This is a genomic window from Variovorax boronicumulans (assembly GCF_019352895.1).
GTDB lineage: Bacteria > Pseudomonadota > Gammaproteobacteria > Burkholderiales > Burkholderiaceae_C > Variovorax > Variovorax boronicumulans_A.
The window spans coordinates 2,123,522-2,145,044 of sequence record NZ_JAAAFX010000004.1 but is presented as its reverse complement, the minus strand read 5'-3'; the positions used below and the strand labels follow the sequence as shown (position 1 = coordinate 2,145,044).

Below are 21,523 nucleotides of genomic sequence, written 5' to 3'. Positions count from 1 at the left end.
GCAAGCCCATGCTCGACCTGCTCGTACGCAACGCCACCCTTCCCGACGGCCGCACCGGCATGTCGATCGCCGTGCAGGACGGCCGCATCGCCGAGGTCACGGCAGGGCTCGATGCCCCGGCGCACGAGACGCTCGACGCCCAGGGCCAATTGCTCACGCCGCACTTCATCGACCCGCACTTCCACATGGACGCCACGCTGAGCTACGGCCTGCCGCGCGTCAACGAGAGCGGCACGCTGCTCGAAGGCATCGCGCTGTGGGGCGAGCTCAAGCCGCTGCTCACGCAGGAGGCGCTGATCGAGCGCGCGCTGGCCTACTGCGACTGGGCCGTGGCCAAGGGCCTGCTCGCGATCCGCACGCACGTCGACACCAGCGATCCGAGCCTGCTGGCGGTCGACGCGCTGCTCGAGGTCAAGCGCCGCGTCGCGCCCTACATCGACCTGCAGCTGGTGGCCTTCCCGCAGGACGGCGTGCTGCGCAGCCCGGGCGGACTCGACAACCTCAAGCGCGCGCTCGACAAGGGCGTGGACGTGGTCGGCGGCATTCCGCATTTCGAGCGCACCATGGCCGACGGCGCGACCAGCGTGAAGCTGCTGTGCGAGATCGCGGCCGAGCGCGGCAAGCTGGTCGACATGCACTGCGACGAGTCCGACGACCCGCTGTCGCGCCACATCGAGACGCTGGCCTTCGAGGCCCAGCGCCTGGGCCTGCAGGGCCGCGTCAACGGCTCGCACTGCACCTCGATGCACAGCATGGACAACTACTACGTGAGCAAGCTGATCCCGCTGATCGCCGAGAGCGGCGTGAGCGTGATCGCCAACCCGCTGATCAACATCACGCTGCAGGGCCGCCACGACACCTACCCCAAGCGCCGCGGCATGACACGCGTGCCCGAGCTCATGGCCGCGGGCGTGAATGTCGCCTTCGGCCACGACTGCGTGATGGACCCCTGGTACGGCATGGGCTCGGGCGACATGCTCGAGGTGGCGCACATGGGCCTGCACGTGGCGCAGATGACCAGCCAGGCCGGCATCCGGCGCTGCTTCGAGGCGGTGACGCGCAACGCCGCCAAGGTTCTCCATCTGACGAACTACGGCCTCGAAGCCGGCTGCGACGCGAGCTTCGTGCTGCTGCAGGCGCGCGACCCGGTCGAGGCGATCCGGCTGCGCGCCACGCGGCTCAAGGTTTACCGCAAGGGCGTGCTGCTGGCCGAGACCGCACCGGCGGTGGCCACGCTGCATCTCGTGGGCCGCGGCGAGCAGACGGCCTTCTTCCCCACGCGCTGAGGCCGAGGCCGCGCGCCGCAGCGGGAAGCCTGGACAGTTTTGTAAAAGATCGTAAGATCCCTCCAAAAAAAGTGCCCGATGGCCGGCCCCGGTCGGCAGCAAGCCCACCACGGTCGGCCCGCGGCACCACCGAGTTTTCCACTCAGGAGGCCCACCCCGTGTCACATCCCCAGCAGTTGTTTTTCGTCGGCGGCATCAAGCAGTTCCTTGGCGAGTTCTTCCAGCAGAAAAAGGTGCTGGAGATCGGCAGCCTGGACATCAACGGCTCGGTGCGCACCTTCTTCGAGGAATGCGACTACCTCGGCCTGGACGTCGGCGAGGGCAAGGGCGTGGACCTCGTCGGCTACGGCGAGGACTACGGCGGCAAGGCCGACGCGTTCGATGTGGTGATCTCGTGCGAGGCCATGGAGCACAACGCCGGCTGGCGCAAGACCTGGCTCAACATGATCCGGCTGGTCAAGGCGTCCGGCCTGGTCGTGATGACCTGCGCCGCATCGGGGCGGCTGCAACACGGCACGCTCGAATACTCGCCGACCGACTCGCCGCTGACCCTTCAGCACCATCAGAACTACTACCGGAATCTGGTCGCGGACGATTTCGAGGCGATCGTCCCGTGCGATGCCTGGTTCTCGGTCTGGTCCTTCTACTGCGACCACAGAAGCCACGATCTGTACTTCTTCGGCCTGGGCAGGGAGGCCGCGCCGGAGACGATTCAGAAGGCCGTCGAACTGCGCTCCGCGCTTGCCGACTACTACCACAAGCGCAACGTCCTGGGCCTGCAGTAGGCAGCGGCCGTCGCGCGAGGACGCGACGCGCGAGCGCAACTATCACACGATAGAGTTGCCTATCGGACACCGTTCGGGCCCTTGTCCGACGGTCATTTTCCGGCGGCGGGGAATACTGGCTTCGACGCGTTGCAAAAGACGACGCCCGAGCATTACAGCCATCCGTTCAGGGAATCCGCGTGTGTCAGTGAAAACCTATCTGGTCGAAGACAGCGATGTCATCCGGGCCAACCTCACGGAGACGCTGCAGGAGTTGGCTGGGGTCGAGGTGATCGGCCATGCGGACACCGCGCAGCACGCCACCGGCTGGCTGCTCGCACACCCCGACGACTGGGACCTGGGCGTGATCGATCTCTTCCTGCGCGAAGGCAGCGGGCTCACGGTGTTGGGGGCGCTGCGGCAGCGCAAGCCCGCCCAGCGGCTGATCGTGGTGAGCAACTACGCCACGCCGGAGATGCGCAAGCGCTGCCGCGTCGCGGGCGCCGACGAGGTGTTCGACAAATCGACCGAGATCGAGGCCCTGCTCAACTACTGCATGACGCTCGATTCCTGAACGCAGCGGGGCGGCATGTCCCCCTTGATAGAACGGCTCTCCTGGAGTTAATTTCTATCTCTCCGAGGCTCTAGCCTCCACCCATGACAATACATCGACTGATCCGCGAAGGACGTCGACGCCTCGGCCTGAGCGAGAAGCAATTCGCCGAAGCCGTGGGCGTCAGCCGCGGTGCCGTTCAGCAATGGGAAAAGCCGGGCGGCACTGCGCCCAAGCGCAGCAACCAGCCGCGGGTGGCCGCGTTGCTGGGTATCTCCGTGGCCGAGCTGATGTCCGGGGGTTCCAACATACGGCAGGGCTTGGACGTGCGCATCGAAGTCCCGCTGGTGTCGGAGGTCGAGGCCGGCAACTACACCGTCATCGACAACTTCAAACCCAAAAGCAGCTTCGAGATGGTGCTGGTGGGTGTACCGGTGCAGCGCCACACCTACGCCCTGCGCGTGCATGGCGACAGCATGGTCAGCGAGAGCCGCGACTCCTTCCCGGAGGGCGCGATCATCATCGTGGAGCCGGAGATGGCGCCCTTGCCAGGCGACTACGTGATCGCGCTCAATGAAGCCAACGAAACCACCTTCAAGCAGTTGATCAAGGACGGCGGCGAGCTGTTCCTCAAGCCGCTCAACCTGCGCTACCCCATCCGGCCGCTCGGGACCGCCCGGATCATCGGGGTGGTGCGCGAAGTCACCAAGCGCTTCCGCTGAACGCGGAGAAAGCGGGAAATATTGGATAGATTTCTTGCTCAAAGATGGTTTTTCCATCCCCGCCGGTACCGGCCCGGCCAGCTGTCACCGCAAAGCAGGCGTCAGGCTTCGCTCGGCACAGCCAGCCGCTTCTTGGCCAGCAAGGCGTCGATCGTCGCGTAGAGATCGGGGTAGCGCATCGGCTTGACGATGCAGGCATCGCAGCCTGCCGCCTCGCTGCGCTGCTGCTCGTTGTCCATCGTGGTCGGCGTCAACGCGATGACCGGAATGCCCGCGCTGGCCGGCATCGTCTTGAGCAGCGCGGTCGCCGCCAGGCCATCCACGCCGGGCAACTGCACGTCCATCAGGATCAGGTCGGGCTGCTCGGAGCACGCCAGCGTGAGCCCGCGACCGGCGTCGGAGGCCCGCAGGGTCGCATGTCCTGCGTTGTGCAACAGCAGCGACGCCAGCTTCATGGTCGCCGGGTTGTCTTCGATGATCAGAACGAGAGCCAAGTGGATATTCCGTGGAGGTCGGCGGGCGGCCATGCGCATCGCACCGACACGATGAATCGGTGCGGTCGAAGTCCGCCACCTTCTCCATCGACGCCGTCGCCTCGACCGTGAGGCGCGCAAGGAATCGAATGGAAAGGCGCACGCCAGCCCAGGGGCCTGACGTCCGATACCCGAACGTTAACACGCGGACACATTGCGATCGGTGACAACGGCGGCCTCGGCTCAGGCCAGCGCCAGCCGCGCGATGCCCCGGCCGTCGTGCAGCAGGGCCTCCAGCGCCGCGAGCGGCAGCGGCCGACTGAAGTAGTAGCCCTGGACCTGATCGCAGCCCTGCTGGCGCAGGAAGGCCAGCTGCGCCGCCGTTTCCACGCCTTCGGCGATCACCTCGAGCTTCAGGCTGTGGGCCAGGCCGATGATGGCCAGCGTGATGGCGGCGTCGTCGGGCCGGGTCGTGATGTCGCGGATGAAGTCGATGTCGATCTTGAGCTTGTCGACCGGGAAACGCCGCAGGTAGGCCAGGCTGGAGTACCCGGTGCCGAAGTCGTCGACCGAGATCTGCAGCCCGCGGCGCCGCAGCCCCTGCAGCACCGACACGGTGTGCGCGGTGTTGGCCATCAGCGAGCTCTCGGTGAGTTCGAGCTCGAGCAGATGGGCCGGCACGCCGTTGTGGTCCAGCAAGCCGGCGATCGTGGCCTCGAGATCGCCGTCGACGAACTGGCGCTGCGCGATGTTCACCGCCACCGGCAGGTCGCCGACCGGCGACGTCCGCCACAGCCGGATCTGGCGGCACACGGCGGCGATGACCCAGTCGCCGGCGCGCACGATCAGGCCGCAGTCCTCGAGCACCGGGATGAACTCGGCGGGCGAGACCACGCCATGTCCGGGCCGGTTCCAGCGCAGCAGCGCCTCGACGCCGACCACGCGCCCGCTGGCGATCTCCACCTTGGGCTGGTAGTGCAGCTCGAACTCCTCGTGCTCGAGCGCCTGGCGCAACGCCATCTCGAGCTCCAGCCGCGTCAGCGCATCGGCGTTCATTTGCGGCGTGAAGAAGCGGCTGGCGTTGCGCCCGCCCTGCTTGGCCTGGTACATCGCGGTGTCGGCGTACTGCATCAGCTGCTCGGCCGTGGCCGCATCGTTCGGGTAGACGCTGATGCCGATGCTGGCCGTCGACACCACGCTGCGCCCGCCCAGCACGAAAGGCTGGCGCAGGGCCTCGAGCAGCGCATGGGCCACGGCCACCGCGCCGGCCTGCGGATCGTCGCGCACCAGGATCACCGCGAACTCGTCGCCACCCAGCCGGCCGACCGCGTCGCGCAATTGCAGGCAACCCCAGAGCCGGTCGCTGAACTGCACCAGCAACTGATCGCCGACCGCATGGCCCAGGGTGTCGTTGACCTTCTTGAAATGGTCCAGGTCGATGAACAGCACCGCCACCTGCCCGCGCCCGTCGGAGGCCTGCACGATGGTCTTGCGCAGCACCTCGTAGAACAAGGCGCGGTTGGGCAGCCCGGTCAGCGCGTCGTAGTGCGCCATCTGGTGCAGCCGGCGCTCGGCCTTCTTGCGCTCGGTGATGTCGCGCACCACCGCCACGACCACCCAGGTGTCGCCGAAGCGGTGCGCGCTGCGCGTGACCTCGACCGGCACCATCACGCCGTCCTTGCGGCGCAGCAGGATGTCGGCCAGGCGGTGCGCGCCATGGCCGCCGACGATGTCCTCCACGATGACCCGCACCGCATCGGGCTCGCCGCTGCCCAGATCGCCCGGTCCGAGCCGCAACAGCTCTTCGCGCGTGTACCCGGACAGGCTGCAGGCGGTGGCGTTGAGCTCCACGAAGCGCAGCGTGGCACGGTCGATCAGGAAAATGCCGTCGGCGGTCGCATCCATCGCGGTGCGAAAGCGCTGCAGGTCGGCGGTGCGCGTGCGCACCTCCTTCTCGAGGATGGCGCCGTGGTTGCGCTGGAAATCGCTCAGGGCCTTGAGCCGCAGCAGGTTGCGCACCCGCAGCCACAGCTCGGTGCGGTCCACCGGCAGGGTGAGCACGTCCTCGGCGCCGGCCTCGAGGCTGGCCAGGCGCGCCTGCCGGTCGACCATGGCGGTCACCATGATGATCGGGATGCTGGAGGTGACAGGATTGGATTTGAGCAGCCGGGCCACGGTGTGGCCGTCCATGTCCGGCATCATCACGTCGAGCAGGACCAGGTCGGGCGGCTCGAGCGCGATGCGTGCCAGGCCCTCGCGGCCGCTGGCCACGCTCCAGGTGATGTAACCCTCCGGTGCCAGCAGCGCTTCGAGCAGCCGACGATTGACCGGTTGGTCGTCGACGATGAGGATCGTCGCCGCGCGATGCCTCATGGCCGGGGGACGCGCTTGGCCAGCAGGGTGTCGATGGCCGCGTACAGCTCGAGGTAGCGCAGCGGCTTGGCGATGTAGGCGTCGCAGCCCGCGGCCTCGGTCTTCTCCTGGTCGTTCTTCATCGCCATCGCGGTCAGGGCGATCACCGGAATGGCGGCCGTGGCCGGCGCCTGCTTGAGCAGCGCGGTCGCCGCCAGGCCGTCCATGCCGGGCAACTGCACGTCCATCAGGATCAGGTCGGGCTGCGCGGAGCGCGCCAGCGTCAGGCCGCTCTCGGCGTCCGAGGCACTCAGGGTGGTGTGGCCGGCGTTGTGCAGCAGCAGACAGACCAGCTTCATGTTGGCCGGGTTGTCTTCGATGATCAGGACGAGGGCCAAGCGGATGCTCCGTGGTGCTCGGCGGGTTGCAGCGCGCGCCGCACCTGCTCGATGAATCGGGTGCGGTCGAAACCCGCCTTCTCGACGATCTCGACGGTCTTGCCCGGAATGCGCTGCAGTGCGGCGCGGTCGCTCGCGCTGATCTGGCGTGCCGTCACCACCACGATCGGGATGCGGGCGGTGTCGGGATTGCGGTGCAGCGCCGCGACCACCTCGAAACCGTCCATCACCGGCATCGACAGGTCGAGCAGGATCAGGTCGGGATGGCTGCGCTGCGCCATCACCAGCGCCTCGGTGCCGTTGTAGGCGCGCACCACCGCGTAGTCCGGCGCGGGCAGGAAGCTGGCGATCATTTCGACGGCATGGTGGTCGTCGTCGACCACCAGCACCGTGTGGGCCCGGCCCGGCACGGGCTGCAGGCCGAGTTGTTGCAAGGTCGACTTGAGCTGCGCCCGGCCGATGGGCTTCTGCAGCCCGGCCGCGGCGCCGCGGTGCAGCGCCTCGTTGGCATCGGCCACGCCCGCGATGATCACCACCGGCGGATGCACCGCACCGGGATCTTCGCGCAGCCGGCGCAGCAGCTCCCAGCCATGCATGCCGGGCAGTTCGAGGTCGAGCGTGATCAGGCTCAGCACATGCTGCGGTGCCACCCGCAACGCCGCCTCGCCGCTGGTCACGCGCAGCACGCTGAAGCCCTCGGCCTCGAGCAGCAGGCGCACCAGATCGGCGGCCTTGTCGTCGTCTTCCACCACCAGCGCCAGCCGCTCGAAAGCGGCGGACTGCCCCGGCACCATCGCATCGGACGCGATGGCTGCCGCATCGGCTGGCACCGCAGCAAGCGGCAGGGTGTCGAACAGCGGCAGCCAGACCGCGAAACAGGCACCCACGCCCTCGGCACTGGTCACGGCCACCGTGCCGCCCTGCAACTCCGCCAGCTGCTTGACCATGGCCAGCCCCAACCCGGTGCCGGCGAAGCGTCGCGCCAGGCTGCTGTCGATCTGGCTAAAGGCCTGGAACAGCCGCGTCATGTCGAAGGCCGAGAGACCGATGCCGGTGTCGGTGACGCGGATCTCCAGAAACGCGTCGTGCGCGTTGTCCGTGAAGGGAAAACCATGGGTCGGCCACGCGCCGGGCAGCGTCCCGACCTGCGCGCGCGGCACGCGCCGGGCCTGCAGCGTGACCCGGCCGCCGTCGCCGGTGAACTTGACCGCGTTCGACAGCAGGTTGTAGACGATCTGCTTGGTCTTGCGCGCATCGAGCTGCGAGGTGCCGAGCGCCTCCTCGACGTCGAGCGAGAGTGCGATGCGCTGCGCGGCCGCCTTGTCCTTGACGATCGACAGGCTGTCCTTGAGCAACCCGCCGAGGTCGACCACCTCGAGCTCCAGCGTCATCATGCCGGCTTCGACCTTGGTCAGGTCGAGGATGTCGTTGATCAGGGACAGCAGGTGCAGCCCGCTGGTGAAGATGTCACCGATGTAGCCGGTCTGGGTGTCGCTCATCGGGCCCATCAGGCCGTCCTTGAGCGCTTCGGAGAAACCGATGATCGCGTTGAGCGGCGTGCGCAGCTCGTGCGACATGGTCGCCAGGAATTCCGACTTCATGCGGTTGGCATGCTCGAGCTCGACGTTCTTCTCTTCGAGCGCGCGCTCGATGCGGCGGCGGTCGGTCACGTCGCGCGCCGCGGCGATCACGCCCTGCAGCTGGCGGTCGCGGTTGTGGAAGGTGGCGGCGTTGTACGACACCACCGTCTCGACGCCGTTGACCGCGCGCACCGTGAGCTCGTAGTCGCTGACCCGGTTCTCGGTCAGCACGCGGCCGATCGCGGCGTCGGCGCGGTCGGGGTCGGTGAAGAAGTTGCGGCACGGCGCGCCGATCAGCTCGTCGCGGGTGCGGCCGGTCAGCGCGATCATCTGCTGGTTGACGTCGGAGATGATGCCCTGCGGGTCGGTCATCATCAGCGCGTCGATGTTCGATTCGATCAGCGAGCGCGTGTAGAACTGCTGGTCGCGCAGGCGCTGGTCGAGCAGCGACTTGGCGGCCTCGACCTGCTTGCCCACCGTGTTGTCGGTGCCGATCAGCAGGTAGCCGATGATCGCGTCCTGCGGGTCGCGCAGCGCCGTCACCGAGACGATCGCCGGGAAGCGGCTGCCGTCCTTGCGGATGTAGGTCAGCTCGTAGATGTCCTCGATGCCGCGCGAGGCCTTGAACACCAGCGCCTCGAAGCCCGGCGTGATGGTGGTGCCCAGCTCGATGCTCAGCGCCTGGGCCCGCACGATCACCTCCTGCGGGTCGGAGATGTCGGCCGGCGTGATGGTGTCCACCACCTCGGCCGCCGTGTAGCCCAGCATGCGCTCGGCCCCGACGTTGAAGATCTGGATCACGCCCCTGGCGTCGGTCGCGATGCTGGAGAAGTTGGCGCTGTTGAAGATCGCATCCTGCAGCGCGCCGGCCTTGAGCAGCGAAGCCTCGGCATGGTTGCGCGGCGGCGTCTGCCGGCGGATATCGACCACATCCTCGGGACGGTTCGGCGCATCGCCGACGGAATCAGCGACGGACACGGGGCGCCGCGGTTCGGACGCCGACGCGAAGGCGCGTCGACGTTGCACGCGGACGGTGCAGTTCAAGGGCGCAAGGGTGAGTCATGGGGGTCGTCCTCCAGCGAGGAACTGCGGCGAACGCGGGGGGCTGTGCACAGGCGCACTCCGACGCAAGCTAAGCGCGCCGGATGCACGCACGTTAACACGTTGACACAAAAAAAGGGCGCACCCGGCGCCCCGGCGCGTCAGGACTCGGGGACCCGGGCCGCCGCCACGCGCTGCGCAATCCACTGCGCGAACTGCCGCTCGGCCTGCAGCCGGAACTCGTTGCGCGCGCGGTTGCAGTCCGCGTGCGACAGCCGCCGGTGCGCCTGCTTGCGCACGCTGCCCAGCGTGGCGTCGTTGAGATGCTCGATGGTGGCCGACTCGGGCCGCCCGGCCGGCGGCTCGAAATCCATCACCAGCCCGCACCAGTGGCATTGGGGCCCGAAGGTCGCGCGCAGCGCTTTCACGCTCATGATGACAAGGCCCGCGCCAGCGTTTCGAGCGTCTCGCCCACCGGCCGCTCGACCTTGAGCGTCAGCAGTTCGTCGGCACGCGTGCGCCCGAGGTTGACCGCCGCCACCGGCTTGCCCGCGGCCACCGCGGCCTGCACGAAGCGAAAGCCCGAATAGACCATCAGCGACGAGCCCGCGACCAGCACCGCGTCGGCTTCGGCCAGCGCCGCGAAGGCCGCGCTCACGCGCTCGCGCGGCACGCTTTCGCCGAAGAACACCACGTCGGGCTTGAGCATGCCGCCGCAATGGGTGCAGGCGGGCACGTCGAACGAAGAGAAGTCCAGCCCGTCGAGATCGGCATCGCCGTCGGGTGCGGCACGCGCCTCGAGCACGGCCCAGGGCGGGTTGCGCTCGCGCAGGGCCTGCTGCAGTTCGGCGCGCGTGCTGCGCGTGTCGCAAGCCATGCAGCGCACGGTGTCGATGCGGCCATGCAGGTCGATGGTGCGGCGGCTGCCCGCCGCCTCGTGCAGGCCGTCGACGTTCTGCGTGAGCAGCAGCCCGATGCGGTCGGCGGCCTCCAGCTTCGCCAGCGCCCGATGCGCCGCACCGGGCCGGGCCCGCGCCATGGTCGGCCAGCCGACCAGGCTGCGCGCCCAGTAGCGGCGGCGCGTGGCGTCTTCGCCGGTGAAGGCCTGGAAGGTGACCGGCGACGGCCGCTTCCAGTCGCCGTTGACGTCGCGGTAGTCGGGAATGCCGGACTCGGTGCTGCAGCCCGCGCCCGTGAGCACGAACAGCCGGCGGTGGCGGGTGGCGAAATCGGCAAGCTCGGAGGTGGCGGCGTCCATGCGTCGAGCATAAGGTGCGTCCCTGCGGCGCGCTGGCGCGGGGTTGCTCGCGCGGATCTGACACAGTACGGGCCCATGCGCCGTTTCGCCGTCACCGCCCTCCTCCTGCTCCTCTTCGCGTTTGCCGGCCTGGCGCAGGCGGCCGCGTTGACCGTGGTCGACGACCGCGGCTACACGCTCACGCTGCCGCGCCCGCCGCAGCGCATCGTCTCGCTGGTGCCCTCGCTCACCGAAACCGTCTGCGCGCTGGGGGCCTGCGACCGGCTGGTGGGCGTCGACCGGCATGCGAACTGGCCGGCGTCGGTCAAGCAGCTGCCCCAGGTCGGCGGCATGGACGACGCCAACCTCGAACGCATCGTCGCGCTGCGGCCCGACGTGGTGCTGCTGCGCCCGCGCAGCCGCGTGCTCAACCAGCTCGAGGCGCTGGGGGTGAAGGTGGTGGCCTTCGACGCCCGCTCGCACGCCGACATGCGCCGCGTGATGGAGAACGTGGCGAAACTCACCGGCCATCCGGGCGCGGGCGAAGCGGCCTGGCGCCGCATCGAGGTCCGGCTCGACGCCGCGCGTGCCCGCGTGCCCGCGGGCTGGCAGGGCCGGCGCGTCTACTTCGAAGTGCATGGCGTCTCCGCGGCCGGCGAGGCCTCGTTCATCGGCGAGACGCTGACCCGGCTCGGGCTGGCGAACATCGTGCCGGCCTCGATGGGGCCTTTTCCGCGCCTCAGCCCCGAGTTCGTGGTGCGGGCCAATCCCGACCTGCTGATGGCGCCGGCCAGCGCCGACCTGAATGCCATGGCCGCACGGCCCGGCTGGGCCGGCATGGGCGCGATACGGCGCGGGCGCAGCTGCAGTTTTCCGCCGGCGCGCTTCGACGTGATGATGCGCGCCGGGCCGCGGCTCGATGAAGCCGCCGATGCGGTGGTGGAATGCCTGCAGACGCTGGGCAGCGCCCAGCCCTAACCCTGGCGGAACTGCTTGCGCAGCATCGCCTTGTGCCGACCGATGTGCGCCAGCTGCGCCTCGGCCACGGTACCGCCCAGGTCCTCGCCGTCGCCGTTGAGCACCGCGTTGGCATGGGTCATGGCGCGCGCCACCACTTCTTCCTCGCTCACACCCTGCTGCGCGGCCAGGTCGAGCGCCACGCGCTTCATCGCGCGCTGCGACAGCATCCACATGGCGCCGAAGGCGTCCCAGGCGGCGGCCGCCTCCTTGAAATGCTCGCGGTCGGCCAGGATCTCGTTGAGCGGCTTGGCCAGCAGCTCGTTGACCGCGTCGAGCTGCTCGCGCATCGCCTCGTGGCGCGCCGTGGCCTCGCGCAGCGCCGCGGCCGCGGCCGCGCCATCGTCCACCGGTGCGGCGAAGCTGCCGTCGGCATTCGCGGTCGGAACGTGGAGCTTGTCGGAAAGGGCCATGGGGTCAGACTCCGGTGAGCGCGCGGTAGGCCTCGCGCGTGGCCGGCGAGACCGAGGCCAGCGCCATGGCATGCGAAGTCTGGTGCCGCACCTGCAGACGGGCCGAAGCCACCGCACGCGAACGGCAGAACCAGTGGCAGGTGTGCTGCATCAGGAACAGCTCGGCCGACAGCATGAAGGCCTTGTCCCGGGGCGACTGCTGCGCCGTGTTGGCGGCCGCGGCCGCGATGCCGCGCGCGTGCACCAGGAACACCTGCCGCACGTCGAAGGTCGCGCCCGGCAGCAGCCGGTCGGCGAAGGGCAAAGCGATCGGCAGCTTGCTCACGCGGGTCTGCGCGGCATCGACCTTGGCAAAGCCGGCGGCGAACTTGTCGAACTGCGAGCTCAGCGCCAGCTCGCTCTGCGCGAGCAGCGCCCAGATCTGCTCGCGCCGCGCCTCGTCCTTCTCGCCGAGGCAGCGCAGGTAGCCGTCGGTCAGCGTCTCCATGAGCTTCTCGATCTGGTACTGGCCGAGGTGGCTGCCGAGCAGGCGGATGCGGCGGGTCTGGTCCTGGGTCTTGAGCACATACGTGCCGATGGCGACCAGGACCACCAGGGTGAAGAATTCCATGAAATACGGTGAAGAAACGTTCGTTGTGGCGAGCTTCGAGTGTAGTGAGCCGCGGCGGCTTCGGTCGGGCCGGCCGGCCACTTATCGCCGCATCGGCATGCGGTCGATCTCGGCGAAGACCGCATTCAGGTCCACGTCCGCGCCCTCGGTCATCTTGATGCCGCCGTCCTTGCCGACCAGCACGAAGGTCGGCGGGCCCGCGGCATCGAGCTTGAGCGCAGCGAGCAGCGCCCGGGTCTGCCGCGCCTGCATCGGCTTTTCGTTGCGCTGCCCTTCTCCGGCGACCACCGTGTAGAGCACCATCTCGCGTTCGATGAAGGCCTCGCGCGCGGGCGCCTGCCGCAGCGTGGAGCGAACGCGCTCGAGCATCGCATCGTCGCGGTGCGGCACGACGACGACCACCGGCCGCGTCTTCCAGCGCTCGGCCACCAGCGGGTTGTGGTCCGGTGCGGCCTGCGCCTGCGGCAGGGCGAAGGTCAGCGCCGTCAAGGCCGGCAGCAGGATGGCGAGCCGGCGTGGGACGAAGCGGATGGGCATGGCGGCGATCTCCAGTCGGGGCGAATGTGCCCAGGCTAGCGGACGCGCCGGCCCGCACCTGCCGGACAACGCCCCCATCGGCGTGGGACGCCGCGCCTCAGAGCCCGTGGACCAGCGCCTGGTGCAGCGAGACGCCCGCGATCAGGCCGTCGGCCGAGGCCAGCGTGGCGTTCTGCGGGATCTGGCCCGCATCGCCGGCCGCGTAGACGCCCGGCACGGTCGTGAGTTTCGAGGCGTCGGTGCGGATCACCGGCCCCAGCATCCCCTCGTCGAAGGCGCAGCCCAGCTGCTCGGCCAGCGGACTCGCCATGCGGGTGCGGGTGGCAATGAACAGCGCATCGACCGGCACCACGCGCCCGTCGGCCAGCCGCACGCCCGTCAGTCGCGGCGCCTCGCCCTCCACGCCGGCCACGCGCGCCGGCTCGAGCGTGATGCCGCGCGCCAGCAGCTTGGCGCGCGTGGCCTCGTCCAGCGCGTCGTCGTGGCCGTCGAGGAAGAAGGTGGTCGGCCCCCAGTCGGGGATCAGCATCGCCTGGTGCACCGACAGCGGCGAGGCGTACAGCACGCCCAGCGGCCCGCCGCCGACCTCGTAGCCGTGGCAGTAGGGACAGTGCAGCACGCTGCGGCCCCAGCGCTCGTGCAGGCCGTCGAGCGCCGGCAGGGTGTCGGCGATGCCGAAGGCCAGCAGCAGTTTCTGCGCCGACAGCGGGGTGCCGGCATCGAGCGCGACCGTGAAGCCTCCCGCACCGTCGGCGGCGGCACCGGTGGCGCGGGCCTGCACGAAATGCACATTGGGATACGCCAGCAGCTTGGCGCGGGCCTGCGCCATCAGCGCGAGCGGCGGCACGCCGTCGAGCCCGAAGAAGCCGTGCGCGGCCGCGGCAAAGCGGTTGCGCGGCTCGCCCGCATCGACCACGCAGACCGAGCGGCGCGCACGCGCCAGCTGCATCGCGGCCGACAGACCGGCAAAACTGCCACCGATGACCAGGGCGTCATGACGCATGAGAAATGTCCTTTGCAGAAAAATGGCCGGCCAGCATCCGGCGATGGAAATCCTTCGACAGCGCGGCCAGCGTGACCTGGCCCAGGCGCGCGAGCAGCACCGCCTCGGCCGCCTGGCAGGCGTCGTCGAGCGCGGCATTCACCGCCTGCTCGACGATGCAGCCCGGGCTCTCGGTGCGGTTGCCCAGCGCCAGTAGCGAGGGCGCGCCCAGCGCCGCATGGATGTCGGCCAGCGTCACCTCCGACAGCGGGCAGGAAATGACCCAGCCGCCGCCATGTCCCTTGGCCGAACTCACGAAGCCGGCCTGGCGCAGGCCCGCCATCACGCGGCGCACCACCACGGGATTGGTATTCATCGCCACGGCCAGTGCCTCGGAAGTGGTGGGCGTTTCGCTCTCGGCCATGTGCAGCAGCACGTGCAGCACGCCGGATAATTTGCTGTCTCGTTTCATGCAACATTATTTGTTTCATGAGTTGAAAGCTGCAACGTGGCCACTTCTTGCCCCTGCGCCGGATGGGGAGACTGCCGTGGCCCGACTGGACGGCCAAGGCGATCTTTCGCCCGAAGCACAATGCTCCGATGGCGAACCTCCTCCCCGACGGCATCGATGCCGAAGGCTTCATCGTGACCGTGCCGGACCGCCCGCTTCAAACCGAATTCCAAGGCGTGGTCGAGGACGTCGTCACGACGCTCACCAGCCGTTTCGCGCCCCTTCTCGACGGCCTCTATCTCTACGGCAGCGTCGCGCACGGCCGCGCCAGGCCCGGCCTGTCGGATCTGGACCTGAGCCTGGTGCTTCGCGCGTCCGCGAGCACGGACGACAGCGCGGCGCTCGAAAACCTGCGTTGCGCGCTGCAGGCACGACACCCCGAGGTCTCGAAGATCGATTTCGACCTCGGCACACGGGCCGAGGTGCTCGCGCCGCGGAACCGCCTGGCCTGGGGCTACTGGCTCCGGCACGAATGCCGCTGGCTCTGGGGCGAGGATCTCTCGGCGCGCTTCGAGCGCCTGCGGCCCTCGCGTGCCATCGCGCTGGCCGTGAACGGCGACTTCGAACCGGCACTGACCGCCTACGCGCGCCGCATCGCCGATGCCGACGACCGCGCGGCATCGCTGCGCCTGCAACGCGAGGCCTCGCGCAAGCTGATTCGATCGACCAGTGTGCTGCGCACCGACTCCGACCTCGACTGGCCGAAGACGCTGGACGCCCATGCGGCGCTGCTGCGGCGGCACCATCCGTCGATGGCGGCGTCGATGCGCTTCTTCCTCGCACAGGCACTGGAACCGACGGCGCCCGCCGAAGTCTTCGTCGCGCGGCTCGAAGAGTTCTCGGCGTGGATGGCGCGCGAGACGGCCGCACGCAGCGACACCGGGCAGGCCCCAGTCCGCTGACGGCCCCCTCGACGCGCGCCGAACCGACTGCGTGAGCCACGCACCTTCGTCCCGCCATGGGCGCTCCGGGACGCCACGCTCAGCCGAGCAGATTGGCGCCATGCGCAAGTGATGTGGCGCGTTATGCTAGTTGTCCGCATGGGGTGCGAACGTACTCTGGAGCCTGCGCATCCAGCACGACAACGCTGGATCTTTCTCCACCATGCACAGGGTTACTCACATGTCCTCTCCCATCGCGCTCGTCACCGGCGGCACCTCCGGCATCGGCAAGGCCACCGCCAAACTCCTCGCCGCCAAAGGCGCCACCGTCATCCTCAGTGGTCGCCGCGCGGCCGAAGGCGCGCAGGTGGTGGAAGAAATCCGCGCCGCCGGCGGCAAGGGCCAGTTCGTGCGCTGCGATGTGCGCGAAGAGGCCGGCGTCCGGGCCCTGATCGACGGCATCGTGGCCGAACACGGTCGCCTCGACTGGGCCGCGAACTGCGCGGCGATCTCGCCCGAAACCAAACTGCTGGCCGACTCGGAAACCGAGGTCTTCCAGAACATGATCGACATCAACCTGATGGGCCTCTATCACAGCCTCAAGCACCAGGTCCGGCAGATGCTGCGCCAGGGTGGCGGCGCGATCGTCAACATCAGTTCGGTCGCCGGCCTCAAGGGCTCGCCGCTGTTCGCGCCCTACGCGGCCACCAAGTTCGGCGTGATCGGCATGACCAAGACCGCCGCGCTCGAGTACGCCGCGCAGAAGGTCCGCATCAACGCCGTCGCACCGGGCGGCGTGCGCACCGAACTGCTCGAAGGGCTGTTCGCGATGGGTCAGTTCGACGAGGCTGCCGCCGCAGCGATGCACCCGGTCAAGCGCATCGGCGAGCCGCAGGAGATCGCCAACGGCATCGCCTGGTTGCTGTCCGACGAAGCCTCCTTCGTGACCGGCCATGTGCTGTCGATCGACGGCGGCCTGGCCGCTCAATAGTTCGCCACGGAGCTTCTCAACTTGAGCACGCCATCGACCGATCGCATCAAGCTCCCGGCCGTCTTCTGGTCCGGACTCCAGCGTCTGGGCCTCGACGCCGCCGACCTGGTCCGCCTGGCCCGGTTGCCGCTGGCGATGCTCACCGAACCCTTGGCGCTCAACACGCGCCAGTACTTCGCGCTCTGGCAGGCGATGCAGGAGCTCACGGGCGATGCGGCCATCGGCCTCCAATTGGCGATGGCCTTGCCGGCCGGGCAACTTCCGCCCAGCCTGCTGGCCGCCTACCATGCGCGCGACTACCGGGATGCCCTGCAGCGCATGGCGCGCTACAAGCAGCTGTGCGCGCCCGAGCGGCTGCGACTCAGCGAGGCAGGCGACAGCTGTCTCATCGAAATGGAATGGCTGACCACCGAGCAGTCCGAGCCGGCGGTGCTGGTCGATGCGAGCATGGCGGCGCTGCTGGCACTCGGCCGGCACGGCACCGGAAAAGCCATCAGGGCGCAACGGGTCGACCTGGCGCGGCCGCAGACGGATGCGTCGGCACACGAAGCCTTCTTCGGCTGCCGCGTGCACTTCGATGCGCCACGCAACGGACTGCATCTGCACCGAGCCGATCTGGCGCGTCGCTTCACCGCCTACAACACCGAACTGCTGGACCTGCTGACGCCGGCCCTCGACCAGGCGCTGGCCGAGCGGCAGCGCGCCCACTCGTTCAGCGACACGGTCCGGTGGTTGCTGGTGCGCCAACTGGGCGGCGGGCGGCCCGACATTCCGGCGGTCGCGCGCGAACTCGGCGTGAGCGAGCGCACCCTGCAGCGGCGCCTCGGCAGCGAAGGCACCAGCTTCCAGCTGCTGCTGACCGCCGCGCGCCGGGCGCGCGCGCACGAGCTGCTGGCCGATGCCGCACTCGACCTGAACGAGGTGGCCTTCCTGCTGGGCTACGAGGACCAGAGCTCCTTCTTCCGCGCCTTCAGGCTGTGGGAGGGCGCCACGCCTTCGCATTGGCGTGCCGCGCACCAGGGCCAGCGGACGCTGCAATGAGCCGCGCCTGCTGAGCTGAATCTATGCCGGTGCGTCGTCCCAGACAGGTGCCAGTCCCGGCGGGCTGACGATGCGGCTGCCGGGCTGCGCCAGCGCATGGATCGCGGCCATTTCCGGCGCGCCCAACTCGAAATCGAACACGGCGAGGTTTTCTGCGAGCCGGGCCTTGTGGGTGGTCCTGGACAAGGCCACCACGCCGTCCTGCTGGATGAGCCATCGCAGCACCACCTGCGCGATGCTGCGCCCCTGCGCGGCCGCGATCGCGGCCAACACCGGATCGGACAGCACGCGCCCCACCGCCATGCCGCAGTAGGCCATCACGGCAAGGCCGGCGTCGCGCGCTGCATCGAGCATCAGCGTCTGGTCGAGATAGGGGTGGTACTCGAACTGGTTGACGACCAGCGGCAGATCGGAAAGCGTCGTCGCCTGCGCCATCAGCGCGCGGTTGAAATTGCTCACGCCGATATGGCGGACCTTGCCGGCCCGGGCCACGGCATTGAGCGCACCGATCTGTTCGCTGAGCGGCACTGTGTCGTTCGGCCAGTGCAGCAGCAGGAGATCGATGTAGTCGGTGCGAAGCTTCTTCAGGCTCTCATCCACACTGGCCGCGAACTGCCGGTCCGGATAGTTCGCGACCCAGACCTTGGTGGTGATGAAGACCTCGGCGCGCGCCAGGCCGGAAGCCTCGATGCACTCGCCGACCTCTGCTTCGTTGCGGTAGACCTGCGCGGTGTCGACATGCCGGAAGCCGACCTTCAGCGCAGCGGGGAGCATGCGCATCATGTCGGCTCTGCCCATGCCGTAGGTGCCATAGCCCAGCGCGGGAATGCGGGCGCCGCATCGATCGACGGTCTTCATCATCGGGATGTCCACTCCAGGCAACGCCGGCGCTCGGCGCCCACGGGCTCGTTGAAATCAAGCGCCGGCCCTGTGGGCACGATGCCGCTCGGGTTCAGCCAAGGATGGCTGCCGTGGTAGTGCCCCTTGATGTGGGCCAGGTCCACCGTCGGCCCGATGTAGCGATGCTGGTAGAGCGCGCGGGTGTGGTCCCACAGTGCCGGGTAGTCGCGAAGCGCGCGGCGGTTGCACTTGAAATGGCCGTGATAGACCAGGTCGAAACGCACGAGCGTCGTGAACAGGCGGATGTCGGCCTCGGTCAATGCGTCGCCGACCAGAAAGGGCCGATGCGCGAGGCGCGCCTCGAGCCAGTCCAGCGTGTCGAAGACCCCCTCGACCGCCACGTCGTACGCCGCCTGCGTGGTGGCGAAGCCGGCCTTGTACACACCGTTGTTGAGCCTGTCGTAGACCCGCGCGTTGACGGCATCGATCTCGGCGCATTGGACGACGGGGCAGTAGTCGCCCTCTCTGGCGCCCAGCTGATCGAAGGCGGAATTGAACATCCGCAGGATGTCGGCCGACTCGTTCGAGACGATGGTCCTCTGCGCGGTGTCGAACAGCACCGGCACCGTCACCCGCGAGGTGCACCGCGGATCGGACAGCGTGTAGAGGCTGTGCAGCGTCGGGACGTTGGCGATCGGGTCGGGCACGACGCCGGGGCCGGGCGCGAAGGTCCAGCCGTCCTCGCCCATCAGCCAATGGACGACCGAGACGCCGACCATGTCGCCCAGCCCTTTGAGGCTGTGCATGATCAACGTGCGATGCGCCCAGGGGCAGGCCAGCGACACGTAGAGGCGATAGCGACCGCGCTCGGCCTTGAAAGCGCGCGCCCCTGGCGCGGCCGATCCGTCGGCGGTGACCCAGTCGCGGAACACCGAAGCCGGCCGTCGCAGTTCGCCCTGGGCCAGCACCGCACCGATGTCCGTGCGCTGCCACTGGCCGTCGATCAACTCACCCATGCGGGGTCTCCCTGGCCTGGGCGCCGGGCGATGCCGTCGCCCGCCGCACCAGAGGTGCGACCTCGGTGCCCAGCAGCTCGATCGAGCGCTTCATCGCCTCGTGCGCCAGCGAGGCCGAGCTCATCTGGAAGGTGATGCGCGAGACGCCGCCGAGCACCGCGCTGGCCGCGAGCATCTTGCCCGCGACGCTGCGGGGACCGCCGATCAGGAAGGCGCCCGTGGGGCCGCACATGGCGTCGAACTGCGCGCGCGTCGCCGGCGGCCAGCCGCGCTCGCGGCCGATCTCGGTGAACATGTGCTGCCAGCCCGGGAAGAAGGCGTCCCTGGCCTCCTCGTCGGTGGCGCCGACGAAGCCGATCGCATGCACGCCGACCCGGAGCTGCCCGGGACCATGCCCGGCGCGCCGGCCGGCTTCACGGTAGAGATCGACCAAGGGCCGGAAGCGGCGGAACTCGCCGCCGATGATCGCCACCATCAGCGGCAGGCCCAGCGTGCCGGCGCGCGCGAAGGACTGCGGCGTGCCGCCCACACCCAGCCAGACCGGCAGCACCGGCTGGTGCGGACGCGGATAGATGCCCTGCCCGGTGAGCGCCGGCCGGTAGCGCCCGGACCAGTGCACGTGGGTGCTCTCGCGCAGCTTCAGCAGCAGCTCGAGCTTCTCGGCGAAGAGCGCGTCGTAGTCCTCGCGCTGCAGCCCGAACAGCGGGTAGGCCTCGTTGAACGAACCGCGTCCCACCACGAGCTCCGCCCGTCCCTGGGCGATCAGGTCGAGCGTCGCGAATTCCTGGAACACCCGCACCGGGTCGGCCGCGCTCAGCACGGTGACGGCGCTGGTCAGGCGGATGGTCTGCGTGCGCGCCGCCGCGGCCGCGAGGAGGATGGCCGGTGCCGAGTCCAGGAACTCCGGCCGGTGATGCTCGCCGATCCCGAACACGTCGAGCCCGACCCGGTCGGCCTCCCCCACCTCCTCCAGCAGGTTGGCGAGCCGCTCGGTTGGCGACGGCACCCTGCCGGTGGCCGGGTCCGGCAGGATCGCCGCGAAGCTGTCGATGCCGATCTCCAGGGTGTGGGCGGATGTCATGCGCAGCTCATGCCGTTTGCAGGCGAAGCCGGCGTGCGTCCAGGCTCAGCGCGGTGGCGCCGAAGGCCACGATCTGCAGCAGGCCGCCGGTGATCATGATGTTCTTCACGAAATGGATGAACTGGTTCTGGTCGGCCAGGTGCGAATGGAAGAAGAGCGCGGCGGCCACCGTGAACAGCGCCAGCACGGCGGCGACCGCGCGGGTCCGGAAGCCGACCAGCAGCAGCAGGCCCCCGCCGAGTTCCACCAGCACCGCCAGCACATAGCCCAGCAGCGGCAGCGGCAGGCCGACCGAGGCGATGTAGCCCTGCGTGGCGGCGGGCGCGCCGAGCTTGCCGATGCCGCTCAGGATGAAGATGACGGCGATCAGGATGCGGCCGACTGCAGCGACCGTGTTGGCATTCTTTTGCATGAAATTCTTTCTGTTTGAAATGGGAGGCACGGCTCAGGCGGCGAGTGCGGCGATCTCGCGCTTCGCCTGGGCGAGCGCGGCGGCCCGGGCTTCGTCGCCGCGGGCCAGCCCCTCGGCACGCACCACGGTCACATCGCTCAGGCCGATGAAGCCGAGCACGCCCCGCAGGTAGGTCTCGTGGTGCTCGAGCACCGCGGCCGGGCTGTCGCCGGTGTAGACGCCGCCGCGCGAGGAGGCGATGAAGACCTTCTTGCCTTGGGGCAGCAGGCCCTCGGGGCCGTTGGCGCCGTACTGGAAGGTGCGGCCCGCCACGCAGACCCGGTCGATCCAGGCCTTGAGCTGCGAGGGCACCGAGAAGTTGTACATGGGTGCGCCGATCACGATCACGTCGGCCGCGAACAGATCGTCGATGTAGGCGCCGCCGGCGGCGATGTCTGCGCCCAGCGCGGCATCGCTCACCGCGCCGCCCTGGAAGGCCGCCATGTGCGGGCCGGACAGGTGCAGGGCCGCATCGACCGCGAGGTCGCGGTAGATCACGCGCGAATGGGGGTGCAGCACCTGCTGCCGCGCCACGATGGCGGCGGAGAGCGAACGGCTGACCGAATGGCCGCCGAGGATGCTGGAGTCGATGTGCAGGATCGTCATGAGAATGAGCTCGTCAGGAAAGTGAAACCACAGGAAGGCCCGGCTCGGCAGAAAGAAATGCTTTGGCGGGGCGGAACATGGGTCGTAGTTTTCCAAGACGGCGCGCCCCTGAACAGCCGTGATTTTTCGATGCGATCCAT

General features: G+C 69.0%; 24 protein-coding genes. 8 read left to right on the top strand and 16 right to left on the bottom strand.

The window, feature by feature from the left end:
- The first annotated feature begins 8 nt into the window (after positions 1-8).
- The 4 genes from K0H49_RS11535 (at position 9) to K0H49_RS11520 (ending at position 3,325) form a co-directional block, all read left to right on the top strand.
- The gene (locus tag K0H49_RS11535; RefSeq protein WP_219212173.1) at positions 9-1,286 is read left to right on the top strand and encodes an amidohydrolase family protein; all 1,278 of its coding nucleotides are present in this window, start codon (positions 9-11) and stop codon (positions 1,284-1,286) included.
- A 158-nt stretch (positions 1,287-1,444) separates the two neighbouring features.
- Positions 1,445-2,071, top strand: a complete 627-nt coding sequence (locus tag K0H49_RS11530) for a hypothetical protein (protein WP_219212171.1) — start codon at positions 1,445-1,447, stop codon at positions 2,069-2,071.
- A gap of 181 nt (positions 2,072-2,252) precedes the next feature.
- Positions 2,253-2,624 carry a response regulator gene (locus tag K0H49_RS11525; protein WP_219212169.1) on the top strand — a complete coding sequence of 124 codons (372 nt, stop codon included), beginning with the start codon at positions 2,253-2,255 and terminating at the stop codon, positions 2,622-2,624.
- Positions 2,625-2,707: 83 nt separating this feature from the next.
- Positions 2,708-3,325, top strand: coding sequence for a LexA family protein (locus K0H49_RS11520; protein ID WP_219212167.1), 618 nt, complete (start codon positions 2,708-2,710; stop codon positions 3,323-3,325).
- A gap of 101 nt (positions 3,326-3,426) precedes the next feature.
- Here K0H49_RS11520 and K0H49_RS11515 read toward each other — a convergent pair whose 3' ends face one another.
- The 6 genes from K0H49_RS11515 to K0H49_RS11490 all read right to left on the bottom strand — a co-directional run bounded on the left by K0H49_RS11515 (position 3,427) and on the right by K0H49_RS11490 (position 10,427).
- On the bottom strand, positions 3,427-3,819 hold the full coding sequence (locus tag K0H49_RS11515) for a response regulator (RefSeq protein ID WP_257624670.1): 393 nt from the start codon (positions 3,817-3,819) through the stop codon (positions 3,427-3,429).
- A gap of 222 nt (positions 3,820-4,041) precedes the next feature.
- Positions 4,042-6,171 (bottom strand): EAL domain-containing response regulator, encoded by a 2,130-nt coding sequence (locus K0H49_RS11510; RefSeq protein WP_219212162.1) that lies wholly within the window; start codon positions 6,169-6,171, stop codon positions 4,042-4,044.
- Positions 6,168-6,548, bottom strand: coding sequence for a response regulator (locus K0H49_RS11505; RefSeq protein WP_219212160.1), 381 nt, complete (start codon positions 6,546-6,548; stop codon positions 6,168-6,170). The genes K0H49_RS11510 and K0H49_RS11505 overlap by 4 nt, the downstream gene beginning before the upstream one ends.
- Positions 6,533-9,106: a hybrid sensor histidine kinase/response regulator gene (locus tag K0H49_RS11500; RefSeq protein ID WP_219212158.1), complete on the bottom strand. Its 2,574-nt coding sequence runs from the start codon at positions 9,104-9,106 to the stop codon at positions 6,533-6,535. The genes K0H49_RS11505 and K0H49_RS11500 overlap by 16 nt, the downstream gene beginning before the upstream one ends.
- A 224-nt stretch (positions 9,107-9,330) precedes the next feature.
- Positions 9,331-9,603, bottom strand: coding sequence for a hypothetical protein (locus K0H49_RS11495; RefSeq protein WP_219212156.1), 273 nt, complete (start codon positions 9,601-9,603; stop codon positions 9,331-9,333).
- Entirely contained in the window at positions 9,600-10,427 is an 828-nt protein-coding gene (locus K0H49_RS11490; RefSeq protein WP_219212155.1) for an NAD-dependent protein deacetylase, read from the bottom strand. Before K0H49_RS11490 ends, K0H49_RS11495 begins: the two co-directional genes overlap by 4 nt.
- A gap of 75 nt (positions 10,428-10,502) precedes the next feature.
- Here K0H49_RS11490 and K0H49_RS11485 point away from each other — a divergent pair, with 75 nt between their 5' ends.
- Complete coding sequence (locus K0H49_RS11485; RefSeq protein ID WP_219212152.1) at positions 10,503-11,384, top strand: ABC transporter substrate-binding protein; 882 nt, start codon at positions 10,503-10,505, stop codon at positions 11,382-11,384.
- On the opposite strand, the gene K0H49_RS11480 is transcribed toward K0H49_RS11485, so the two are convergent.
- The 5 genes from K0H49_RS11480 to K0H49_RS11460 form a co-directional block, all read right to left on the bottom strand.
- Positions 11,381-11,836, bottom strand: a complete 456-nt coding sequence (locus K0H49_RS11480) for a hypothetical protein (protein ID WP_219212150.1) — start codon at positions 11,834-11,836, stop codon at positions 11,381-11,383. The genes K0H49_RS11485 and K0H49_RS11480 overlap by 4 nt on opposite strands.
- A gap of 4 nt (positions 11,837-11,840) precedes the next feature.
- Positions 11,841-12,446, bottom strand: coding sequence for a hypothetical protein (locus K0H49_RS11475; protein WP_219212148.1), 606 nt, complete (start codon positions 12,444-12,446; stop codon positions 11,841-11,843).
- An 81-nt stretch (positions 12,447-12,527) separates the two neighbouring features.
- Complete coding sequence (locus tag K0H49_RS11470) at positions 12,528-12,983, bottom strand: DUF4174 domain-containing protein (protein ID WP_219212146.1); 456 nt, start codon at positions 12,981-12,983, stop codon at positions 12,528-12,530.
- A 97-nt stretch (positions 12,984-13,080) separates the two neighbouring features.
- A complete protein-coding gene (locus tag K0H49_RS11465) occupies positions 13,081-13,986 on the bottom strand; it encodes an NAD(P)/FAD-dependent oxidoreductase (RefSeq protein ID WP_219212144.1) in 906 nt (301 codons plus the stop codon).
- Positions 13,976-14,437, bottom strand: coding sequence for an Rrf2 family transcriptional regulator (locus K0H49_RS11460; RefSeq protein ID WP_219212143.1), 462 nt, complete (start codon positions 14,435-14,437; stop codon positions 13,976-13,978). The genes K0H49_RS11465 and K0H49_RS11460 overlap by 11 nt, the downstream gene beginning before the upstream one ends.
- A gap of 128 nt (positions 14,438-14,565) precedes the next feature.
- On the opposite strand from K0H49_RS11460, the gene K0H49_RS11455 reads away from it, so the two are divergent.
- The 3 genes from K0H49_RS11455 (at position 14,566) to K0H49_RS11445 (ending at position 17,389) form a co-directional block, all read left to right on the top strand.
- On the top strand, positions 14,566-15,378 hold the full coding sequence (locus K0H49_RS11455) for a nucleotidyltransferase domain-containing protein (protein ID WP_219212141.1): 813 nt from the start codon (positions 14,566-14,568) through the stop codon (positions 15,376-15,378).
- Positions 15,379-15,598: 220 nt separating this feature from the next.
- On the top strand, positions 15,599-16,348 hold the full coding sequence (locus K0H49_RS11450) for an SDR family NAD(P)-dependent oxidoreductase (protein WP_219212140.1): 750 nt from the start codon (positions 15,599-15,601) through the stop codon (positions 16,346-16,348).
- Between the two features lie 21 nt (positions 16,349-16,369).
- A complete protein-coding gene (locus K0H49_RS11445) occupies positions 16,370-17,389 on the top strand; it encodes an AraC family transcriptional regulator (RefSeq protein WP_219212138.1) in 1,020 nt (339 codons plus the stop codon).
- 21 nt (positions 17,390-17,410) lie between these two features.
- Here K0H49_RS11445 and K0H49_RS11440 read toward each other — a convergent pair whose 3' ends face one another.
- From K0H49_RS11440 to K0H49_RS11420, 5 genes are read right to left on the bottom strand one after another with little or no spacing between them, the layout of a single operon-like run.
- Complete coding sequence (locus tag K0H49_RS11440; RefSeq protein ID WP_257624667.1) at positions 17,411-18,250, bottom strand: aldo/keto reductase; 840 nt, start codon at positions 18,248-18,250, stop codon at positions 17,411-17,413.
- Complete coding sequence (locus K0H49_RS11435; protein WP_219212136.1) at positions 18,247-19,245, bottom strand: glutathione S-transferase family protein; 999 nt, start codon at positions 19,243-19,245, stop codon at positions 18,247-18,249. Before K0H49_RS11435 ends, K0H49_RS11440 begins: the two co-directional genes overlap by 4 nt.
- Positions 19,238-20,326 (bottom strand): Atu2307/SP_0267 family LLM class monooxygenase, encoded by a 1,089-nt coding sequence (locus K0H49_RS11430; RefSeq protein ID WP_219212134.1) that lies wholly within the window; start codon positions 20,324-20,326, stop codon positions 19,238-19,240. The genes K0H49_RS11435 and K0H49_RS11430 overlap by 8 nt, the downstream gene beginning before the upstream one ends.
- Positions 20,327-20,333: 7 nt before the next feature.
- On the bottom strand, positions 20,334-20,738 hold the full coding sequence (locus tag K0H49_RS11425; RefSeq protein ID WP_219212132.1) for a DoxX family protein: 405 nt from the start codon (positions 20,736-20,738) through the stop codon (positions 20,334-20,336).
- Positions 20,739-20,771: 33 nt separating this feature from the next.
- On the bottom strand, positions 20,772-21,383 hold the full coding sequence (locus K0H49_RS11420) for an FMN-dependent NADH-azoreductase (protein ID WP_219212130.1): 612 nt from the start codon (positions 21,381-21,383) through the stop codon (positions 20,772-20,774).
- Between the last annotated feature and the right edge of the window lie 140 nt (positions 21,384-21,523).

Excerpts from the sequence above, each read along its gene's own strand:
- K0H49_RS11450 (WP_219212140.1), top strand. The coding sequence starts at position 15,599 with ATGTCCTCTCCCATCGCGCTCGTCACCGGCGGCACCTCCGGCATCGGC.
- K0H49_RS11510 (WP_219212162.1), bottom strand. The coding sequence starts at position 6,171 with ATGAGGCATCGCGCGGCGACGATCCTCATCGTCGACGACCAACCGGTC.
- K0H49_RS11490 (WP_219212155.1), bottom strand. The coding sequence starts at position 10,427 with ATGGACGCCGCCACCTCCGAGCTTGCCGATTTCGCCACCCGCCACCGC.
- K0H49_RS11520 (WP_219212167.1), top strand. The coding sequence starts at position 2,708 with ATGACAATACATCGACTGATCCGCGAAGGACGTCGACGCCTCGGCCTG.
- K0H49_RS11455 (WP_219212141.1), top strand. The coding sequence starts at position 14,566 with ATGGCGAACCTCCTCCCCGACGGCATCGATGCCGAAGGCTTCATCGTG.
- K0H49_RS11430 (WP_219212134.1), bottom strand. The coding sequence starts at position 20,326 with ATGACATCCGCCCACACCCTGGAGATCGGCATCGACAGCTTCGCGGCG.
- K0H49_RS11425 (WP_219212132.1), bottom strand. The coding sequence starts at position 20,738 with ATGCAAAAGAATGCCAACACGGTCGCTGCAGTCGGCCGCATCCTGATC.
- K0H49_RS11485 (WP_219212152.1), top strand. The coding sequence starts at position 10,503 with ATGCGCCGTTTCGCCGTCACCGCCCTCCTCCTGCTCCTCTTCGCGTTT.
- K0H49_RS11495 (WP_219212156.1), bottom strand. The coding sequence starts at position 9,603 with ATGAGCGTGAAAGCGCTGCGCGCGACCTTCGGGCCCCAATGCCACTGG.
- K0H49_RS11470 (WP_219212146.1), bottom strand. The coding sequence starts at position 12,983 with ATGCCCATCCGCTTCGTCCCACGCCGGCTCGCCATCCTGCTGCCGGCC.
- K0H49_RS11535 (WP_219212173.1), top strand. The coding sequence starts at position 9 with ATGCTCGACCTGCTCGTACGCAACGCCACCCTTCCCGACGGCCGCACC.
- K0H49_RS11480 (WP_219212150.1), bottom strand. The coding sequence starts at position 11,836 with ATGGCCCTTTCCGACAAGCTCCACGTTCCGACCGCGAATGCCGACGGC.
- K0H49_RS11420 (WP_219212130.1), bottom strand. The coding sequence starts at position 21,383 with ATGACGATCCTGCACATCGACTCCAGCATCCTCGGCGGCCATTCGGTC.
- K0H49_RS11440 (WP_257624667.1), bottom strand. The coding sequence starts at position 18,250 with ATGATGAAGACCGTCGATCGATGCGGCGCCCGCATTCCCGCGCTGGGC.
- K0H49_RS11475 (WP_219212148.1), bottom strand. The coding sequence starts at position 12,446 with ATGGAATTCTTCACCCTGGTGGTCCTGGTCGCCATCGGCACGTATGTG.
- K0H49_RS11435 (WP_219212136.1), bottom strand. The coding sequence starts at position 19,245 with ATGGGTGAGTTGATCGACGGCCAGTGGCAGCGCACGGACATCGGTGCG.
- K0H49_RS11460 (WP_219212143.1), bottom strand. The coding sequence starts at position 14,437 with ATGAAACGAGACAGCAAATTATCCGGCGTGCTGCACGTGCTGCTGCAC.
- K0H49_RS11465 (WP_219212144.1), bottom strand. The coding sequence starts at position 13,986 with ATGCGTCATGACGCCCTGGTCATCGGTGGCAGTTTTGCCGGTCTGTCG.